The sequence below is a fragment of the Yersinia massiliensis genome (assembly GCF_003048255.1).
GTDB classification, from domain to species: Bacteria; Pseudomonadota; Gammaproteobacteria; order Enterobacterales; family Enterobacteriaceae; genus Yersinia; species Yersinia massiliensis_A.
In genome coordinates this window covers 4,001,217-4,019,170 of sequence record NZ_CP028487.1, presented here as the reverse complement: position 1 = coordinate 4,019,170, position 17,954 = coordinate 4,001,217, and the positions used below count along the sequence as shown (strand labels likewise).

The following is a 17,954-nucleotide window of genomic DNA, read 5'->3' as shown; positions in this document are numbered from 1 at the left end:
TGATGGTTGATTATCAGGGTAAAAAAGTGGTCATTATCGGGCTGGGGCTAACCGGCCTTTCCTGCGTTGATTTCTTTATGACACGTGGTGTTAAGCCGCGCGTCATGGATACCCGTATCAACCCAGCAGGTCTGGATAAGTTACCGGAAAGTATCGAGCGCCATGTTGGTGACCTGAATCAGCAGTGGTTATTGGATGCTGATTTGATTGTCTCCAGCCCCGGTATTGCATTGGCACATCCTGCCTTGAGTGAAGCGGCTGATGCGGGTGTCGAGATTGTTGGTGATATCGAGCTGTTTTGCCGTGAGAACCAAGCGCCTATTGTGGCAATCACTGGCTCTAACGGTAAAAGCACTGTGACCACATTGGTCGGAGAGATGGCGAAAGCGGCAGGTTGGCAGGTCGGCGTCGGTGGCAATATCGGCGTTCCGGCTCTGACATTGCTGAAGCAAGAAAACCAATTGGTGGTGTTAGAGCTGTCCAGTTTCCAGTTAGAAACGACCTCGAGCCTACGGGCTAGTGCCGCCACCATACTGAACGTGACAGAAGATCATACTGATCGTTATCCATTCGGTTTGCAGCAATATCGCGCAGCTAAACTGCGGGTGTATGAAAACGCTAAAGTTTGTGTCGTGAATGCCGATGACGCGCTCACGATGCCTGTACGTGGTGCTGATAGCCGCTGTATTAGCTTTGGGGTTGATGTCGGTGATTACCACCTCAACAAGCAGCAGGGCGAAATCTGGCTGCGTGTGCGGGGCGAGAAAGTGCTGAATACGCGTGAGATGAAGTTAACTGGGCGTCATAACTACACTAATGCGTTGGCTGCTTTGGCGCTGGCTGATGCTGTGGGTGTTCCGCGCTCGTCCAGTTTGACGGCGTTGACCACTTTTACCGGTTTACCTCATCGCTTCCAAATGGTGTTTGAACACAATGGGGTGCGTTGGATTAATGATTCTAAAGCCACCAATGTGGGTAGCACAGAGGCGGCCTTAGAAGGATTACAGGTTGATGGTACCTTGCATCTGTTACTCGGTGGCGACGGTAAATCGGCTGATTTCTCTGGGTTAACGCGTCTTTTGCAAGGCGACAATATCAAGATTTACTGCTTTGGCCGTGATGGCGAGGAGCTGGCTGCATTGCGCCCTGAGGTTTCCCAACTGACAGAGACCATGGCACAGGCCATGGCTTTACTGGCGAAGGATCTGACGCCAGGCGATATGGTGTTGTTATCACCTGCTTGCGCCAGTTTGGACCAATTCCGTAGTTTCGAGCAGCGTGGTGATGAGTTTGCTCGTTTGGCAGAGGAGTTGGGCTGATGCGCATGCCGGGGCTGGGGCTGGTCAATACCCTGAAGCATTTTGTGATGGGATCGCGGGAGAGCGATACCACCAGTATGGTGCTTTACGACAGAACCTTGCTGTGGCTGACATTTGGTTTGGCGATTATTGGTTTCGTGATGGTGACATCGGCGTCAATGCCGATTGGTCAGCGTTTAGCCAGTGACCCATTCTTGTTCGCTAAGCGTGATGCGCTCTACTTGGCGCTGGCGTTTGGTCTGTCACTGGTGACGTTGCGTATACCGATGGCCGTTTGGCAGCGTTACAGTAATGTTATGTTATTGATTTCACTGGTGATGCTGTTGGTGGTATTGGTCGTTGGCAGCTCAGTCAACGGGGCATCACGCTGGATTGCAATTGGGCCGCTACGTATTCAGCCAGCAGAATTGTCCAAGCTGTCACTATTTTGTTACCTGGCGAGTTATTTGGTTCGTAAGGTTGAGGAAGTCCGCAGTAACTTCTGGGGCTTTTGTAAACCGATGGGTGTGATGGTCATTCTGGCGGTATTACTGCTGGCGCAGCCCGATTTAGGCACCGTGGTGGTGCTGTTTGTGACCACGCTGGCGATGCTGTTTTTAGCTGGGGCCAAAATGTGGCAGTTTCTGGCCATCATCGGCTCAGGTGTCTTTGCGGTTGGTCTGCTGATTGTCGCCGAACCTTATCGTATGCGCCGCGTGACCTCATTCTGGAATCCATGGGCGGATCCATTCGGTAGCGGTTACCAGCTAACTCAGTCGCTGATGGCATTTGGCCGCGGTGAATTCTGGGGGCAGGGTTTAGGGAATTCAGTGCAGAAACTGGAGTATTTACCGGAAGCACATACCGACTTCATTTTCTCGATTTTAGGCGAAGAACTCGGCTATTTCGGTGTGGTTCTTGCATTGTTAATGGTATTCTTCGTCGCTTTTCGTGCGATGTCCATTGGGCGTCGCGCATTAGAGATAGATCAGCGATTTTCCGGCTTTTTGGCCTGCTCGATCGGCGTCTGGTTTAGTTTTCAGGCACTGGTTAACGTTGGGGCTGCGGCGGGAATGTTGCCGACCAAGGGTTTGACATTACCGCTGATCAGTTACGGTGGTTCGAGCCTGATTATTATGTCAACTGCGATAGTGCTGTTGTTACGTATTGATTTTGAGACACGTTTGGCTAAAGCCCAAGCGTTTGTAAGGAGTGCCCGATGAGTGGGAAGACCAAGCGTTTGATGGTGATGGCCGGTGGCACTGGGGGGCATGTCTTCCCCGGTTTGGCCGTGGCACATCATCTTATGGCGCAAGGTTGGCAGGTGCGTTGGTTAGGCACCGCAGACCGAATGGAAGCATCATTAGTACCCCAACATGGCATTGAAATTGATTTTATTCAGATATCAGGTTTACGCGGTAAAGGGTTAATGGCCCAACTGACAGCTCCGTTGCGGATTTACCGTGCGGTACGTCAGGCGAAGAAAATCATGCGTGATTATCAGCCTGATGTCGTGCTGGGCATGGGTGGCTATGTTTCTGGCCCCGGCGGTTTAGCGGCATGGCTGTGCGGTATCCCAGTGGTATTGCATGAGCAGAATGGGATTGCGGGTTTGACTAACCGCTGGCTGGCGAAGATTGCGAAGAAGGTTTTGCAGGCATTCCCCGGTGCCTTCCCTAATGCCGACGTGGTAGGGAATCCCGTTCGCACCGATGTTTTGGCGCTGCCATTACCCGCAGAGCGTTTGGCGGGTCGTGAAGGGCCGGTTCGTGTATTGGTTATCGGTGGCAGTCAGGGTGCTCGAGTGCTTAACCAAACAATACCGCAGGTTGCTGCAACTTTGGGTGAGCAGATCACTGTGTGGCATCAGGTGGGAAAAGGTGCGTTGCCGGAAGTCTTGCAAGCTTATCAGCAAGCCGGGCAGGGAGATAAGCATCAGGTTGTCGAGTTCATCGATGATATGGCTGCCGCCTATGCTTGGGCTGATGTGGTGGTTTGCCGCTCAGGAGCATTGACGGTGAGTGAGGTTGCCGCTGCAGGGTTACCCGCGATTTTTGTGCCTTTTCAGCATAAAGACCGGCAGCAATATTGGAATGCATTACCGCTGGAAAAAGCAGGTGCAGCCAAAATTATCGAGCAACCACAATTTACCGCGCAAGTCGTCAGCAGCCTGTTAGCTGAGTGGGATCGCGCAACTTTACTGAATATGGCCGAACGGGCAAGAACCGTGGCCATCCCTGACGCGACGGAACGTGTGGCAGTTGAAGTCGTCTCTGCCAGTAAGTGAACAAAGAGATAATGAATGGCCGGCAGCGATGCGGGTCATGAGTGTGTAACAGACAAAAAAGTGAAGAGAAACGTGAATACACAGCAACTAGCGAAACTACGAACTATCGTGCCTGAGATGCGTCGCGTCCGGCACATACACTTTATCGGCATCGGTGGTGCTGGTATGGGTGGTATCGCTGAAGTGTTGGCAAACGAAGGTTATCAGATTAGCGGTTCAGATTTAGCACCCAACCCGGTAACTCAGCATTTGGCTTCATTGGGCGCACAGATTTACTTTCATCACCGTCCAGAGAATGTGCTGGATGCGAGTGTAGTTGTGGTTTCAACGGCAATTTCTGCGGATAACCCAGAGATTGTTGCGGCTCGCGAGGCGCGTATTCCGGTGATCCGCCGCGCAGAAATGTTGGCAGAGTTAATGCGTTACCGTCATGGTATTGCTGTTGCTGGAACCCACGGTAAAACCACCACCACCGCGATGGTTTCCAGTATTTATGCTGAAGCAGGTTTGGACCCAACGTTCGTCAATGGTGGATTGGTTAAAGCTGCGGGAACCCATGCGCGCTTAGGGTCTAGCCGTTATTTGATAGCAGAAGCTGATGAAAGCGATGCATCATTCTTGCATTTGCAGCCGATGGTGGCGATTGTCACCAATATTGAAGCCGACCACATGGATACCTATCAGGGCGACTTCGAGAACTTAAAACAGACATTTATTAACTTTTTGCACAACTTGCCATTTTATGGCCGTGCCGTGATGTGTATCGATGATCCTGTGGTACGCGAATTGTTACCACGAGTCGGTCGCCATATCACCACTTATGGCTTCAGTGATGATGCCGATGTGCAGATCGCCAGCTACCGTCAGGAAGGCCCACAAGGGCATTTCACGCTCAAGCGTTTGGATAAACCATTGATGAGCGTGACCTTGAATGCACCGGGTCGCCACAATGCACTGAATGCAGCGGCAGCGGTTGCCGTCGCAACGGAAGAAGGCATTGAGGACGAAGATATCCTGCGCGCGTTGGCAGGGTTCCAAGGGACTGGTCGCCGTTTCGATTTCCTCGGCAACTTCCCATTGGCACCGGTCAATGGAAAAGAAGGGAGTGCAATGCTGGTGGATGATTACGGTCATCACCCAACGGAAGTGGATGCCACTGTTAAAGCGGCCCGTGCTGGCTGGCCAGATAAGCGCATCGTGATGGTTTTCCAGCCGCACCGTTATACCCGCACCCGCGATTTGTATGACGACTTTGCGAATGTGCTTTCGCAAGTCGATGTTTTGTTGATGTTGGATGTGTATGCTGCCGGTGAAGCGCCGATCCCAGGTGCGGATAGTCGCTCACTCTGCCGAACCATCCGCAACCGTGGCAAGTTAGACCCGATTTTGGTTTCAGACAGTGAAACCGTACCAGAGGTATTGGCGCAAGTGCTGAATGGCGATGATCTGATTCTGGTTCAGGGCGCAGGTAACATTGGTAAGATTGCCCGTAAATTGGCTGAGCTTAAATTGCAGCCACAGATAAAAAACGAGGAACATCATGGCTGAGAAAGTTGCGGTACTGTTGGGGGGAACCTCTGCCGAACGTGAAGTGTCATTGCTATCCGGTCAGGCCGTTTTAGCCGGCTTGCGTGAAGCAGGTATCGACGCACATGGCGTGGATACCAAAGACTTCCCGGCCACTCAGCTTAAAGAACAGGGCTTTGATAAGGTCTTTATCGCCCTGCATGGTCGTGGTGGTGAAGACGGCACCTTGCAAGGTGTTTTGGAATTCCTGCAACTACCTTATACCGGTAGTGGTGTGATGGCATCAGCCCTGACCATGGACAAATTGCGCACTAAATGGGTGTGGCAGGCATTAGATTTACCCATTTCCCCGTATGTTGCATTGAATCGTCAACAGTTTGAAACACTTTCGTCAGAGGAATTGGCGGCCCGTGTCGCTAAGCTTGGCCTGCCATTAATCGTCAAGCCAAGTCATGAAGGCTCTAGCGTGGGCATGAGCAAAGTTGATCATGTCAGTGAGTTACAGAGCGCGCTGGTTGAAGCGTTCCGCCATGATACTGATGTGTTGATTGAAAAATGGTTGAGCGGCCCAGAATTTACTGTCGCGATCCTCGGCGAGGATGTTTTACCGTCCATCCGTATTCAAGCGCCGGGCGTGTTTTATGATTATGAAGCGAAGTATCTGTCGGATGAGACGCAATACTTCTGTCCAAGTGGCCTGAGTGATGCGTTAGAACAACAACTGGCGACATTGGCATTACAGGCTTATCAGGCGCTGGGTTGCAGCGGCTGGGGGCGAGTAGACGTTATGCAAGATAGCGACGGCAATTTTTACTTGCTTGAAGTGAATACGTCACCGGGTATGACCAGCCACAGTTTAGTGCCGATGGCAGCCCGCCAATATGGGTTGAGTTTCTCCCAGTTGGTGGCCCGAATTCTGACGTTGGCTGACTGAGATGTCGCAAGCTGCCCTGAATGCGCGCGAACGTGCGGCTGAAACTAGCGTAGCCCGGCGCAGTAACGGAGGACAGTTGGCAGGTATGATTTTCCTGCTAATGGTCCTTGGAACCATGCTCTGGGGCGGTTGGGTGGTAGTGGGGTGGATGAAGGACGCTAGCCGTTTACCACTGTCGAAGTTGGTGGTGACAGGTGAACGCCATTACACCACCAATGATGATATTCGCCAGGCGATTCTGGCATTGGGCGCACCGGGCACGTTTATGACGCAGGATGTGAATATCATCCAGCAACAGATTGAACGGTTGCCTTGGATTCAGCAGGCCAGCGTGCGTAAACAATGGCCGGATGAGCTGAAAATCCATCTGGTGGAGTATGTTCCCTTTGCCCGCTGGAATGATTTACATATGGTTGATGAGCAGGGGCGGTCATTCAGTGTGCCTTCTGAACGAATTGGCAAACAGGCATTGCCATTACTGTATGGCCCGGAAGGTAGTGAACAAGATGTTCTTGAAGGCTATCGGGCAATGAGCAAGGTATTAGCGGCCAACAAGTATCAGCTAAAAATGGCGGCGATGAGTGCCCGACATTCTTGGCAATTGGCCTTAGATAATGATGTTCGGCTGGAGCTGGGACGGGATGACAGAATGGGGCGTTTGCAACGTTTCATTGAGTTATACCCGATGTTGCAACAGCAGCCAGATAAGCGCGTCAGTTATGTTGATTTGCGTTATGAAACAGGAGCAGCAATAGGTTGGGCTCCTGTCTTCATCGGCAGTCAGGGTGGTGAACTACCCCAAGGTGGTGAACAACCCATAAATGGCCAGCAGAACAGTAATCCGCAACAGAATCAGGCACAGGCAAAACAACAATGATCAAGTCGACGGACAGAAAACTGGTAGTAGGTCTTGAGATCGGAACGGCAAAGGTCTCCGCATTGGTAGGGGAAGTTCTGCCCGATGGCATGGTCAATATTATTGGGGTCGGCAGTTGCCCATCCCGTGGCATGGATAAGGGTGGAGTTAACGACCTTGAATCGGTAGTGAAGTGTGTTCAGCGCGCTATCGATCAGGCTGAGTTAATGGCTGATTGCCAAATTTCATCTGTTTACTTGGCATTATCGGGCAAACATATCAGTTGTCAGAATGAAATAGGGATGGTTCCTATTTCAGAAGAAGAAGTGACACAGGAAGATGTCGAGAACGTAGTACATACCGCGAAGTCGGTACGTGTGCGTGATGAGCATCGTATCTTGCATGTTATTCCGCAAGAATATGCTATCGACTATCAGGAAGGCATCAAAAATCCTGTCGGGCTGTCTGGTGTGCGGATGCAGGCCAAAGTGCATTTGATCACCTGCCATAACGATATGGCAAAAAATATCGTCAAAGCGGTGGAACGTTGTGGTCTTAAAGTGGACCAACTGATCTTCGCCGGTTTGGCAGCAAGTTATGCCGTCTTGACCGAAGATGAGCGTGAGCTGGGTGTTTGTGTCGTTGATATTGGCGGCGGCACGATGGATATGGCGGTTTATACCGGTGGTGCGTTACGGCACACCAAAGTTATCCCTTACGCCGGGAATGTGGTCACCAGCGACATTGCTTATGCTTTCGGTACACCGCCTACAGATGCGGAAGCGATTAAAGTTCGACACGGCTGTGCGCTCGGGTCGATTGTCAGCAAGGATGAAAGTGTAGAAGTGCCAAGTGTTGGCGGACGCCCTCCGCGTAGTCTGCAAAGACAGACACTCGCTGAGGTTATAGAACCACGCTACACCGAGTTGCTGAATTTAGTTAACGACGAGATTTTACAATTGCAGGAGCAACTGCGTCAGCAAGGCGTGAAGCATCATCTGGCAGCCGGTATCGTGCTGACAGGCGGCGCCGCACAAATTGATGGTTTGGCAGAGTGCGCACAACGGGTATTTCATGCCCAGGTGCGTATCGGCCAACCGCTCAATATCACTGGGCTGACGGATTATGCACAGGAACCTTATTACTCCACTGCTGTTGGGTTGTTGCACTATGGTAAAGAATCTCATCTCAGTGGTGAGTCAGAAGTAGAAAAACGTGCCTCAGTGGGCAATTGGTTTAAACGCATCAATAGCTGGCTGAGAAAAGAGTTTTAATGTTTCAACAAAGAGATCAAGCTGAACCTATTTATTGATCTCGAAGCGACAGGCACAAAACGGAGAGAAACTATGTTTGAACCTATGGAACTAACCAATGACGCGGTGATTAAAGTCATCGGCGTCGGTGGTGGCGGTGGCAATGCCGTCGAACACATGGTGCGCGAGCGCATCGAAGGTGTTGAATTCTTCGCCGTTAATACAGACGCTCAGGCGCTACGTAAGACGGCTGTTGGCCAAACCATCCAAATTGGTAGTGGTATTACCAAAGGTTTGGGTGCTGGCGCGAATCCTGAAGTGGGTCGTAATTCTGCTGAAGAAGACCGTGAAGCACTGCGTGCCGCTCTTGATGGCGCGGACATGGTCTTTATCGCTGCCGGTATGGGCGGTGGTACAGGTACTGGTGCTGCCCCTGTTGTTGCCGAAGTGGCAAAAGATTTGGGCATTTTGACCGTTGCTGTAGTGACCAAGCCTTTCAATTTTGAAGGCAAGAAACGCATGGCGTTCGCTGAGCAGGGTATCGCTGAGTTGTCCAAACATGTGGACTCATTGATCACTATTCCGAACGATAAGTTGCTGAAAGTTCTGGGTCGTGGCATCTCTTTATTGGATGCATTCGGTGCAGCTAACGACGTATTAAAAGGCGCTGTTCAGGGTATCGCCGAGTTGATCACCCGCCCAGGCTTGATGAACGTTGACTTTGCTGACGTGCGCACAGTTATGTCCGAAATGGGTTATGCCATGATGGGTTCTGGTGTGGCTTGCGGTGAAGATCGCGCGGAAGAAGCAGCAGAAATGGCGATTTCCAGCCCGTTGCTGGAAGATATCGACCTGTCTGGTGCCCGTGGCGTGCTGGTCAACATCACAGCCGGCTTCGACTTGCGTTTGGATGAGTTCGAAACGGTGGGTAACACCATTCGTGCATTCGCGTCTGACAACGCGACCGTGGTTATCGGGACGTCGTTAGACCCAGAAATGAACGATGAACTGCGCGTCACTGTGGTGGCAACCGGTATCGGTATGGACAAACGTCCTGAAATCACGCTGGTGACTAACAAGCAGACTCAGCCTGTGATGGACCACCGTTACCAGCAGCATGGTATGTCACCTTTACCTCAGGAAGTTAAGCCTGCGGCTAAAGTGGTCAATGACCCGACTGCTCAAACTAATAAAGAGCCCGATTATTTGGATATTCCGGCATTTTTGCGTAAGCAAGCCGACTAATTTCCGAAAATATTGGAATCTCCGCTCTTTGTGCTAAACTGTCCCGCCGATCTTGTTATAAGCTAGGTCGGTAGGATGGATAACATTGCGAGATAAAACGATGATCAAACAAAGGACTTTAAAACGTATTGTTCAGGCGACTGGCGTCGGTTTGCACACCGGTAAAAAAGTCACGCTGACAATGCGACCCGCGCCGGCTAATACCGGGGTCATCTATCGTCGCACTGACTTGAATCCACCGGTTGATTTTCCGGCAGATGCAAAATCCGTGCGTGATACCATGCTCTGTACTTGCTTAGTCAATGAGCATGACGTGCGTATTTCTACTGTTGAACATCTCAACGCTGCTTTGGCAGGGTTAGGGATCGATAACATTATTATTGAAGTTAACGCACCAGAAGTGCCGATTATGGACGGTAGTGCCAGTCCATTCGTGTATTTACTGCTAGATGCGGGTATCGAAGAGTTAAACTCTGCGAAGAAATTCCTGCGTCTGAAAGAGACCGTGCGGGTAGAAGACGGTGATAAATGGGCTGAATTGTCTCCATTTAATGGATTCCGTTTAGATTTCACCATTGATTTTAATCACCCAGCGATTGACTCAAGTACTCAGCGTTACCGCTTAGATTTCTCGGCCGATTCATTCGTCCGCCAAATCAGCCGTGCGCGTACTTTTGGTTTCATGCGTGATATCGAATATCTGCAGTCCCGCGGTTTGTGCCTGGGCGGCAGCTTCGATTGTGCCATCGTGGTTGATGATTACCGCGTATTAAATGAAGATGGCCTGCGCTTCGAAGATGAGTTTGTTCGTCATAAAATGCTGGACGCCATTGGCGACCTGTTTATGTGTGGTCATAACATTATTGGCGCATTTACTGCGTACAAATCTGGCCATGCGTTAAACAACAAGTTATTGCAGGCTGTTTTAGCTAAGCAAGAAGCTTGGGAATTTGTGACGTTCCAAGACGAAGCTGAAATGCCGTTGGCATTTAAAGCACCGTCTACGGTATTAGCCTACTAATCAGGCTATTTATCACCATCACTTTTGGTTGCGTTGGCACTCTCTCCGGCCAACGCAGCTAATCGTTCCAAAATTATTCTCAGTTTTTCAGGGCTACGGCTCGCCAATCCTCTTAATTCCTTAGCACTTTCCAAACTAAGATGACGTAATGGCGGAGAATTCTCAGGATTTTTCGTTGATTTCGCGATATCTTGCGTCATGTTATGGCCGCGGGTCATTAACGATGGATTAATCCTGATGTCGATTGAAGACAATGATGGTAGAATTTGCGCTCGTAGTGCCGAAAGTAAAGCGGGTTGCTCATAGCGTAAGCGCATTAGCCAGCTAGCATTCGCGGTTTCTAGCACTAAAACACTCTGTCGATAGTTAGCGACACGGCACCACGGCTGCAATTGTGAAGGGAGTAATCCTTTTACCGCACGGTTAAGTTTTAGCAGTGCTGTAGCGCGTTGTTGTACGTGATGTAGTGGCCCGTTTTCTGCCGCAATTGCATCATCGAACAGAACATCTAATAACTGTGGGCGATTCTCACGCATTAATAAGGCTCCGGCGGATTCTAAACTCGTGATTGGTATTCTAAATCGTTGGCGACAATTTGGTAGGCGTTATTTCTGGCCGCATCTCTTATTAGGGATGGTCGCGGCGAGTCTTGGTGTGCCTTCGAATCTAACTGGCGTGCCCGATCAAAATGCGATATCGAACACATCATCAAGCCAAAGCCGCCAGAACTACAGCGCGACAAACTTTACGAGTCTGGCGCTTCTACACGATATACATCGTCGCCCTTCATTCAGCGTAGACTACTGGCAACAGCATGCACTGCGCACAGTTATTCGTCACCTGACATTTGCATTGGCCCCTCAAACTGCTTATAACCGAGCACAAGAGGCTGCTGAAGCTGAGCAAGTTGTGCCCTCACAAGTTCAGCAACTTGCGTTGTTGGATACCCTCAATGCACTTCTGACTCATGAGTTTAAGCCACCTGCGATCATTCGTGATACTGAGCAGGTTAAACAACCGGTCCTTTCGTTACACAAACCAGGGCTTTGGCTTGCACAAGTGCAAGGCATCCGCGCTGGGCCTGCCAATTTCAGTTAATTCTACTCTTGATTTACCCTAACTTTATGCAACCTTTGGCCGCCGCTTTGGTGGTCTTGTAAGAGATACTAAGAATCATGCTAATCAAATTATTAACCAAAGTCTTTGGCAGCCGTAACGATCGTACGCTGCGCCGTATGCGCAAAGTGGTTGAGCTAATCAACCGCATGGAACCTGAAGTTGAAAAGCTGACCGATGCTGAATTACGCGCCAAAACAGACGAATTCCGTGAGCGTCTGGCGAAAGGTGCGGTGCTGGAAACCTTAATTCCTGAAGCATTCGCTGTCGTGCGTGAAGCCAGTAAGCGTGTGTTTGGCATGCGCCATTTCGACGTTCAGTTGCTCGGTGGTATGGTCCTGAACGAACGCTGCATCGCTGAGATGCGTACGGGTGAAGGTAAAACACTGACCGCAACATTGCCTGCTTATCTGAATGCGCTGAGTGGCCGTGGTGTTCACGTGGTTACCGTCAACGACTATTTGGCTCAACGTGACGCCGAAAATAACCGTCCATTGTTCGAGTTCCTTGGTTTGAGTGTGGGCATTAACCTGCCGAATATGACAGCGCCTGCTAAGCGTGCTGCTTATGCTGCTGATATCACCTATGGTACGAACAACGAATACGGTTTTGACTATCTGCGCGACAACATGGCATTCAGTCCTGAAGAGCGTGTACAGCGTAAATTGCATTATGCATTGGTGGATGAAGTTGACTCCATCTTGATCGATGAAGCTCGTACCCCGTTGATCATCTCCGGTCCGGCTGAAGACAGTTCCGAGATGTACATTCGGGTTAATAAACTGATTCCACGACTGATTCGTCAGGAAAAAGAAGACTCAGATACCTTCCAAGGTGAAGGCCATTTCTCTGTTGACGAAAAATCACGTCAGGTTCATCTGACAGAACGTGGTTTGATTCAGATTGAACAAATGCTGGTAGAAGCCGGCATCATGGAGGAAGGCGAGTCACTGTACTCTCCGGCCAACATCATGTTAATGCACCATGTCACGGCAGCATTGCGCGCACATGTGTTGTTCACCCGTGATGTGGATTACATCGTGAAAGACGGTGAAGTCATCATTGTCGACGAACACACCGGTCGTACCATGCAAGGGCGTCGTTGGTCAGACGGTTTGCATCAAGCTGTTGAAGCGAAAGAAGGCGTAGAAATTCAGAACGAAAACCAAACTCTGGCTTCTATTACCTTCCAGAACTACTTCCGTCTCTACGAGAAATTGGCCGGTATGACCGGTACTGCGGACACCGAAGCATTCGAATTTAGCTCTATCTATAAACTCGATACCATCGTTGTTCCAACTAACCGCCCAATGATCCGTAAGGATTTGGCTGACTTGGTCTATATGACCGAGCAGGAAAAAATCGGTGCGATTATCGAGGATATCCGTGAGCGTACTGCGAATGGACAACCGGTATTGGTGGGGACCATCTCGATTGAGAAATCTGAAGTTGTCTCTGCTGAGTTAACCAAAGCCGGTATCGAACACAAGGTTCTGAACGCCAAATTCCACGCAATGGAAGCGGATATCGTTTCTCAAGCGGGTCAACCGGGTGCGGTCACTATTGCAACCAACATGGCCGGCCGTGGTACTGACATCGTGTTGGGTGGGAGCTGGCAGAGTGAGATTGCTTTGCTGGAAGATCCAACTGAAGATCAAATTGCAGCCATTAAAGCCGCATGGCAGATTCGCCATGATGCAGTATTAGCTTCAGGTGGTTTGCACATTATTGGTACTGAGCGTCATGAATCACGCCGTATCGATAACCAGCTGCGTGGTCGTGCAGGTCGTCAGGGGGATGCGGGTTCATCACGTTTCTACCTCTCAATGGAAGATGCGTTGATGCGTATTTTTGCCTCTGACCGTGTGTCTGGCATGATGCGTAAACTGGGTATGAAACCGGGCGAAGCCATTGAGCATCCATGGGTCACCAAGGCCATTGCTAACGCCCAACGTAAAGTGGAAAGCCGTAACTTCGATATTCGTAAGCAATTATTGGAATATGATGATGTTGCCAGCGACCAACGTCGTGCGATCTACAGTCAGCGTAACGAATTGCTGGACGTGTCCGATGTCAGCGAAACCATCAACAGCATCCGTGAAGACGTCTTCAAAACGGTTATTGATAGCTACATCCCAACCCAGTCATTGGAAGAAATGTGGGATGTTGAAGGACTGGAACAGCGCCTGAAAAATGATTTCGATCTTGATATGCCGATAGCGCAGTGGCTGGAAGATGAGCCACAGCTGCATGAAGAGACGTTACGTGAGCGTATCCTTCAGCAGGCGATCGAAGTTTATCAACGCAAAGAAGAAGTGGTTGGCGTTGAAATGATGCGTAACTTCGAAAAAGGCGTGATGCTACAAACGCTTGATTCCTTGTGGAAAGAGCATTTGGCTGCAATGGATTACCTACGTCAAGGGATCCATTTACGTGGCTATGCGCAAAAAGATCCTAAGCAAGAATATAAGCGTGAATCTTTCGCAATGTTTGCCTCCATGTTGGAATCACTGAAATATGAAGTGATCAGCGTATTGAGCAAAGTACAGGTGCGGATGCCAGAAGAGGTAGAAGCGCTGGAAGTACAACGTCGCGAAGAAGCTGAGCGTTTGGCTAAACAACAACAATTGAGCCATCAGTCAGATAACAGCGCTTTGATGTCGCAAGATGAAATCAATGTTGCTGCTAACCTTGAACGTAAAGTGGGTCGTAATGATCCATGTCCATGTGGCTCAGGCAAAAAATACAAACAGTGTCATGGTAGCCTGCAGTAATATTTAGGCTATAAGTTACACTGACCAGTAAGGGCGGCTAAATACCGCCCTTTATTTTGTTTTTTTTTGGTCGATCTTTCTTAGGATAAGTTAGCAGGAAGCCGCATGAGCCAATGTTTATACCAGTACCATGCTCTGGCCCTGATTAGGAGGTAGGAGACTTGAAACATTTACAAATTGCGGTAGGGATTATTCGCAATGCCCAGCAAGAGATATTCATTACTCAACGTACGGCTGACTCCCATATGGCCGGTTTTTGGGAGTTCCCCGGAGGAAAGATTGAGCAGGGTGAAACTCCAGAAATGGCGTTAAAACGTGAACTGTTAGAAGAAACCGGCATTGTGGTGCGAAAGGCGACTTTACTCGATGTGTTAGAACATACTTTTACTGATCGTATCGTGACATTAACTTTCTTTATGGTCGATGGATGGGATGGCGAACCTTTCGGACGCGAAGGGCAGCCGATGCGCTGGGTGAAGCAATCTGAATTGTTGGTTGGAGAGTTCCCGCCTGCCAATGCTCCTATCATCAAATTACTGACAGCCTAGCCAGATAAAAACTGAAATGGAGCAAAAATTCAGTTTGCTCCATTTTATGGTGTGAACATCAGTGCCTAGGAGGTTCTTCCTCACTCCATTCATCACTGTCAGATAAATCACCACTGCTGGGGATTCGTTTTTCTTCGTCCGCCCACTCACCTAAATCAATTAGCTGGCAACGCTTACAACAAAAAGGACGATATGGGCTTTCTTCACCCCAGACGACGATCTTTCCACATGTTGGGCAATTAACCTCAATCACTTCGGGTTCCATTTATTCTCCTAAAATCTATTTATACCTATCATCTTGTCGGTGACAGAAATCACTCATCGCTTATCTGCGACTAAAAACTGATTAGGTATAATGACAACTCAATCAACAACAAGCTAATTCAAACGATAAACGGGCTGGCACAGTACCATTTTCACTGTCTAGCGGTAAGAAACGAATAGCGTATCGTGTCTTGTGCCCTGATATCTGTGGGTAGAGTTGCGGTTCCAGCGGCAAGCGTAATCTGAGCAGGTCTGCACCTTCGGCGTTATCTTGAAAAAAACCATTCAAACTAATTTGTGGACGCAAAGGGCCAGATTGACGTATTAAATCTAAAATGAGTGTCAGCGATTGATTCAATGGCGCTAAACTCGCCATCAATTTACCAATATGCTGGTTACGTTGTTCTTGCGGTTGGTGCAGCCAAGTATGCAAAGTGGGTAAATCAAAACTACAGCAACCCCCAGGGATACTCAGCCGCTGGCGAATAACACTGATTAGGCGGTCTTCTTTCAATGCTTGCCCAATACGTGGTGCAGCCTTTAATACAGATGCACGGCTTTTTAGCTGATTGCGCAAGGTGTCGACTAGCGACATATCAACGCCGGGCATATCTGCCCATTGCTGTAATTTTTGCTGTTGGCGCTCAAGTTCTTTGAGTAAATCAGTACGCACTTCACCGCGTTCTAGGACATCAATTAAATCAGAGGCCGTACGGAAAAAAGTTAATGCGCTGGCGATGTTATCTAATGAGTTCTGGCTTTCTAATTGCTGTAGTAAGAACTCCATTCTCAACCAAGTACGCATTTTTTCATTGAGCGGATGTTCAAAAAGTATTGCTGAGGTGAGGTCACTCATTGATGTAGATCCTGTTGGGCCGCAGCTGCTAATTTTAAATATTGCTGGTGTAATGCAGCAACCTGCGGGGCGATAATTAACGGAACGCCGCTATTGTCAATAATATCATCAGCACAGGCTAGCCGCTGCTGGCGAGAAACCTGTGATGCTAAAATATGTTCAGCCTGTTGGCGGGTAATACCATCTCTCGCCATCGTGCGCGCAAGCTGTATCTCTGGCGCGACATCCACCACTAACACACGATTTGCGCGGTGTTGTAAACCGTTTTCAACTAGCAGCGGGACGACCCAAAGTGCATAGGGTTGAACAATCTTTGCCAGTTGGCGCTGAGTTTCTTGCTGAATAAGTGGATGCAGCAATGAATTTAACCACGCTTTTTCCTGCGGCTCACTGAAAATTTTCTCTCGTAATGTGGCGCGGTTCAATGTGCCGTCAGTTTGTACAATCGTTTCACCATAACGGGAAGCAATAGCATTTAACGCTGGCGTTCCCGGTTCAACGACTTGACGGGCAATGACATCTGCATCCACAAGGGGCACACCAAAATGAGCGAATGCATTTGCTACGGTACTTTTGCCGCTGCCAATTCCGCCAGTGAGGGCCACAATATAGGTCATTGCCAAGCCTTGCATACTGTTAGTGAGAGGCCGAATTGTATCTGAAAGCAGGTAGGAAGGCATAGCAAGGAGTGAGTTCTGTTTAAACTAGATAATGAAATACGTGAAGCGGGTATCTTGTGCGAAGTGTCACTACGGCCCTTCAGGTAATTTGTGGGATTGTAGCGCAAATAAAGGTGAATTCGCAGTCTTGCCGAAGAATTATTCATGCGTATGATAGCTTCACTGGGATGGCGTGATTTACGCCCGATCAATTTTGCGATCTATCGCCACTAACCAGGAATAATAAGCCATGCGTATTGAAGAAGGTTTGAAGTTAGGTTTCAAAGATGTGTTAATCCGCCCTAAACGTTCAACACTGAAAAGTCGCTCTGAAGTAGAACTAGAACGTCAGTTTACCTTCAAACATTCAGGTTGGAAGTGGTCTGGTGTACCTATCATCGCCGCGAACATGGATACCGTTGGCACCTTCCGCATGGCTGAAGTCTTGGCTTCATTCGATGTTCTTACCGCCGTTCATAAGCACTACACTGTTGAACAGTGGAGCGAGTTTGTAAGACGCGTTCCGGAGTCTGTGCTGCGTCACGTTATGGTCTCAACAGGGACTTCTTCCGCTGATTTCGACAAAATGAAACAAATTTTGGCGTTATCACCCGCCTTAAAATTCATTTGTATCGATGTGGCTAATGGCTACTCAGAGCATTTTGTCTCTTTCCTGCAAAAAGCGCGTGAAGCATGTCCGGATAAAGTGATCTGTGCGGGTAATGTGGTGACGGGTGAGATGGTTGAAGAACTTATCCTTTCTGGTGCTGACATTGTTAAAGTCGGGATTGGGCCAGGCTCAGTTTGCACTACACGAGTGAAAACTGGCGTGGGCTATCCACAGTTGTCCGCAGTTATCGAGTGCGCTGATGCTGCTCATGGATTGGGCGGGCAGATTGTGAGTGATGGCGGTTGTTCAGTACCAGGCGATGTGGCTAAAGCATTCGGCGGTGGTGCGGATTTCGTTATGCTGGGCGGCATGTTGGCTGGGCATGATGAGTGTGAAGGACGTGTCGTAGAAGAGAATGGCGAGAAATTTATGCTGTTCTACGGTATGAGTTCTGAATCTGCCATGAAGCGCCATGTTGGCGGTGTTGCTGAGTATCGCGCCGCAGAGGGCAAAACGGTGAAATTACCATTACGTGGCTCTGTTGATAATACTGTTCGTGACATCATGGGCGGTCTGCGTTCAGCATGCACCTATGTTGGTGCTTCACATTTGAAAGAACTGACCAAGCGCACCACGTTTATCCGAGTCGCGGAGCAAGAGAACCGTGTATTTGGTAGTAATTAATACATACTGCTAATGTTCAGTT

General features: G+C 49.3%; 17 protein-coding genes. 13 read left to right on the top strand and 4 right to left on the bottom strand.

Annotated elements, in window-relative coordinates; translation table 11 throughout:
- The first annotated feature begins 2 nt into the window (after window positions 1-2).
- The 9 genes from murD (at window position 3) to lpxC (ending at window position 10,421) form a co-directional block, all read left to right on the top strand.
- On the top strand, window positions 3-1,319 hold the full coding sequence (gene murD / locus DA391_RS18665) for a UDP-N-acetylmuramoyl-L-alanine--D-glutamate ligase (protein ID WP_108088305.1): 1,317 nt from the start codon (window positions 3-5) through the stop codon (window positions 1,317-1,319).
- On the top strand, window positions 1,319-2,521 hold the full coding sequence (gene ftsW / locus DA391_RS18660; RefSeq protein ID WP_049604811.1) for a cell division protein FtsW: 1,203 nt from the start codon (window positions 1,319-1,321) through the stop codon (window positions 2,519-2,521). Before murD ends, ftsW begins: the two co-directional genes overlap by 1 nt.
- Window positions 2,518-3,585, top strand: coding sequence for an undecaprenyldiphospho-muramoylpentapeptide beta-N-acetylglucosaminyltransferase (murG, locus tag DA391_RS18655; RefSeq protein WP_050285858.1), 1,068 nt, complete (start codon window positions 2,518-2,520; stop codon window positions 3,583-3,585). Before ftsW ends, murG begins: the two co-directional genes overlap by 4 nt.
- A 72-nt stretch (window positions 3,586-3,657) precedes the next feature.
- The gene (gene murC / locus DA391_RS18650; RefSeq protein WP_049605127.1) at window positions 3,658-5,133 is read left to right on the top strand and encodes a UDP-N-acetylmuramate--L-alanine ligase; all 1,476 of its coding nucleotides are present in this window, start codon (window positions 3,658-3,660) and stop codon (window positions 5,131-5,133) included.
- Complete coding sequence (locus DA391_RS18645) at window positions 5,126-6,046, top strand: D-alanine--D-alanine ligase (RefSeq protein WP_050285859.1); 921 nt, start codon at window positions 5,126-5,128, stop codon at window positions 6,044-6,046. Before murC ends, DA391_RS18645 begins: the two co-directional genes overlap by 8 nt.
- A 1-nt stretch (window position 6,047) precedes the next feature.
- A complete protein-coding gene (gene ftsQ / locus DA391_RS18640; RefSeq protein WP_050080232.1) occupies window positions 6,048-6,923 on the top strand; it encodes a cell division protein FtsQ in 876 nt (291 codons plus the stop codon).
- Window positions 6,920-8,176 carry a cell division protein FtsA gene (gene ftsA, locus DA391_RS18635; RefSeq protein WP_002210431.1) on the top strand — a complete coding sequence of 419 codons (1,257 nt, stop codon included), beginning with the start codon at window positions 6,920-6,922 and terminating at the stop codon, window positions 8,174-8,176. The genes ftsQ and ftsA overlap by 4 nt, the downstream gene beginning before the upstream one ends.
- Before the next feature lie 72 nt (window positions 8,177-8,248).
- Entirely contained in the window at window positions 8,249-9,400 is a 1,152-nt protein-coding gene (gene ftsZ, locus DA391_RS18630; protein ID WP_019211076.1) for a cell division protein FtsZ, read from the top strand.
- Between the two features lie 100 nt (window positions 9,401-9,500).
- Window positions 9,501-10,421: a UDP-3-O-acyl-N-acetylglucosamine deacetylase gene (lpxC, locus tag DA391_RS18625; protein WP_004389005.1), complete on the top strand. Its 921-nt coding sequence runs from the start codon at window positions 9,501-9,503 to the stop codon at window positions 10,419-10,421.
- A 5-nt stretch (window positions 10,422-10,426) separates the two neighbouring features.
- Here lpxC and DA391_RS18620 read toward each other — a convergent pair whose 3' ends face one another.
- On the bottom strand, window positions 10,427-10,957 hold the full coding sequence (locus DA391_RS18620; protein ID WP_049604807.1) for a DUF721 domain-containing protein: 531 nt from the start codon (window positions 10,955-10,957) through the stop codon (window positions 10,427-10,429).
- 28 nt (window positions 10,958-10,985) lie between these two features.
- Here DA391_RS18620 and secM point away from each other — a divergent pair, with 28 nt between their 5' ends.
- The 3 genes from secM to mutT all read left to right on the top strand — a co-directional run bounded on the left by secM (window position 10,986) and on the right by mutT (window position 14,859).
- Window positions 10,986-11,519 carry a secA translation cis-regulator SecM gene (gene secM, locus DA391_RS18615; protein WP_050080234.1) on the top strand — a complete coding sequence of 178 codons (534 nt, stop codon included), beginning with the start codon at window positions 10,986-10,988 and terminating at the stop codon, window positions 11,517-11,519.
- Window positions 11,520-11,596: 77 nt separating this feature from the next.
- Entirely contained in the window at window positions 11,597-14,311 is a 2,715-nt protein-coding gene (gene secA, locus DA391_RS18610) for a preprotein translocase subunit SecA (protein WP_049604805.1), read from the top strand.
- A 161-nt stretch (window positions 14,312-14,472) separates the two neighbouring features.
- On the top strand, window positions 14,473-14,859 hold the full coding sequence (gene mutT, locus DA391_RS18605) for an 8-oxo-dGTP diphosphatase MutT (protein WP_050872504.1): 387 nt from the start codon (window positions 14,473-14,475) through the stop codon (window positions 14,857-14,859).
- Between the two features lie 58 nt (window positions 14,860-14,917).
- On the opposite strand, the gene yacG is transcribed toward mutT, so the two are convergent.
- The 3 genes from yacG to coaE all read right to left on the bottom strand — a co-directional run bounded on the left by yacG (window position 14,918) and on the right by coaE (window position 16,596).
- Window positions 14,918-15,124 (bottom strand): DNA gyrase inhibitor YacG, encoded by a 207-nt coding sequence (yacG, locus tag DA391_RS18600; protein ID WP_019211071.1) that lies wholly within the window; start codon window positions 15,122-15,124, stop codon window positions 14,918-14,920.
- A gap of 102 nt (window positions 15,125-15,226) precedes the next feature.
- On the bottom strand, window positions 15,227-15,979 hold the full coding sequence (gene zapD, locus DA391_RS18595; protein ID WP_050080237.1) for a cell division protein ZapD: 753 nt from the start codon (window positions 15,977-15,979) through the stop codon (window positions 15,227-15,229).
- Entirely contained in the window at window positions 15,976-16,596 is a 621-nt protein-coding gene (coaE, locus tag DA391_RS18590; RefSeq protein ID WP_057642505.1) for a dephospho-CoA kinase, read from the bottom strand. The genes zapD and coaE overlap by 4 nt, the downstream gene beginning before the upstream one ends.
- 292 nt (window positions 16,597-16,888) lie before the next feature.
- Between coaE and DA391_RS18580 the strand changes: the two genes are divergently transcribed.
- Window positions 16,889-17,932, top strand: a complete 1,044-nt coding sequence (locus DA391_RS18580; protein WP_050285862.1) for a GMP reductase — start codon at window positions 16,889-16,891, stop codon at window positions 17,930-17,932.
- The last annotated feature ends 22 nt before the right edge of the window (window positions 17,933-17,954 follow it).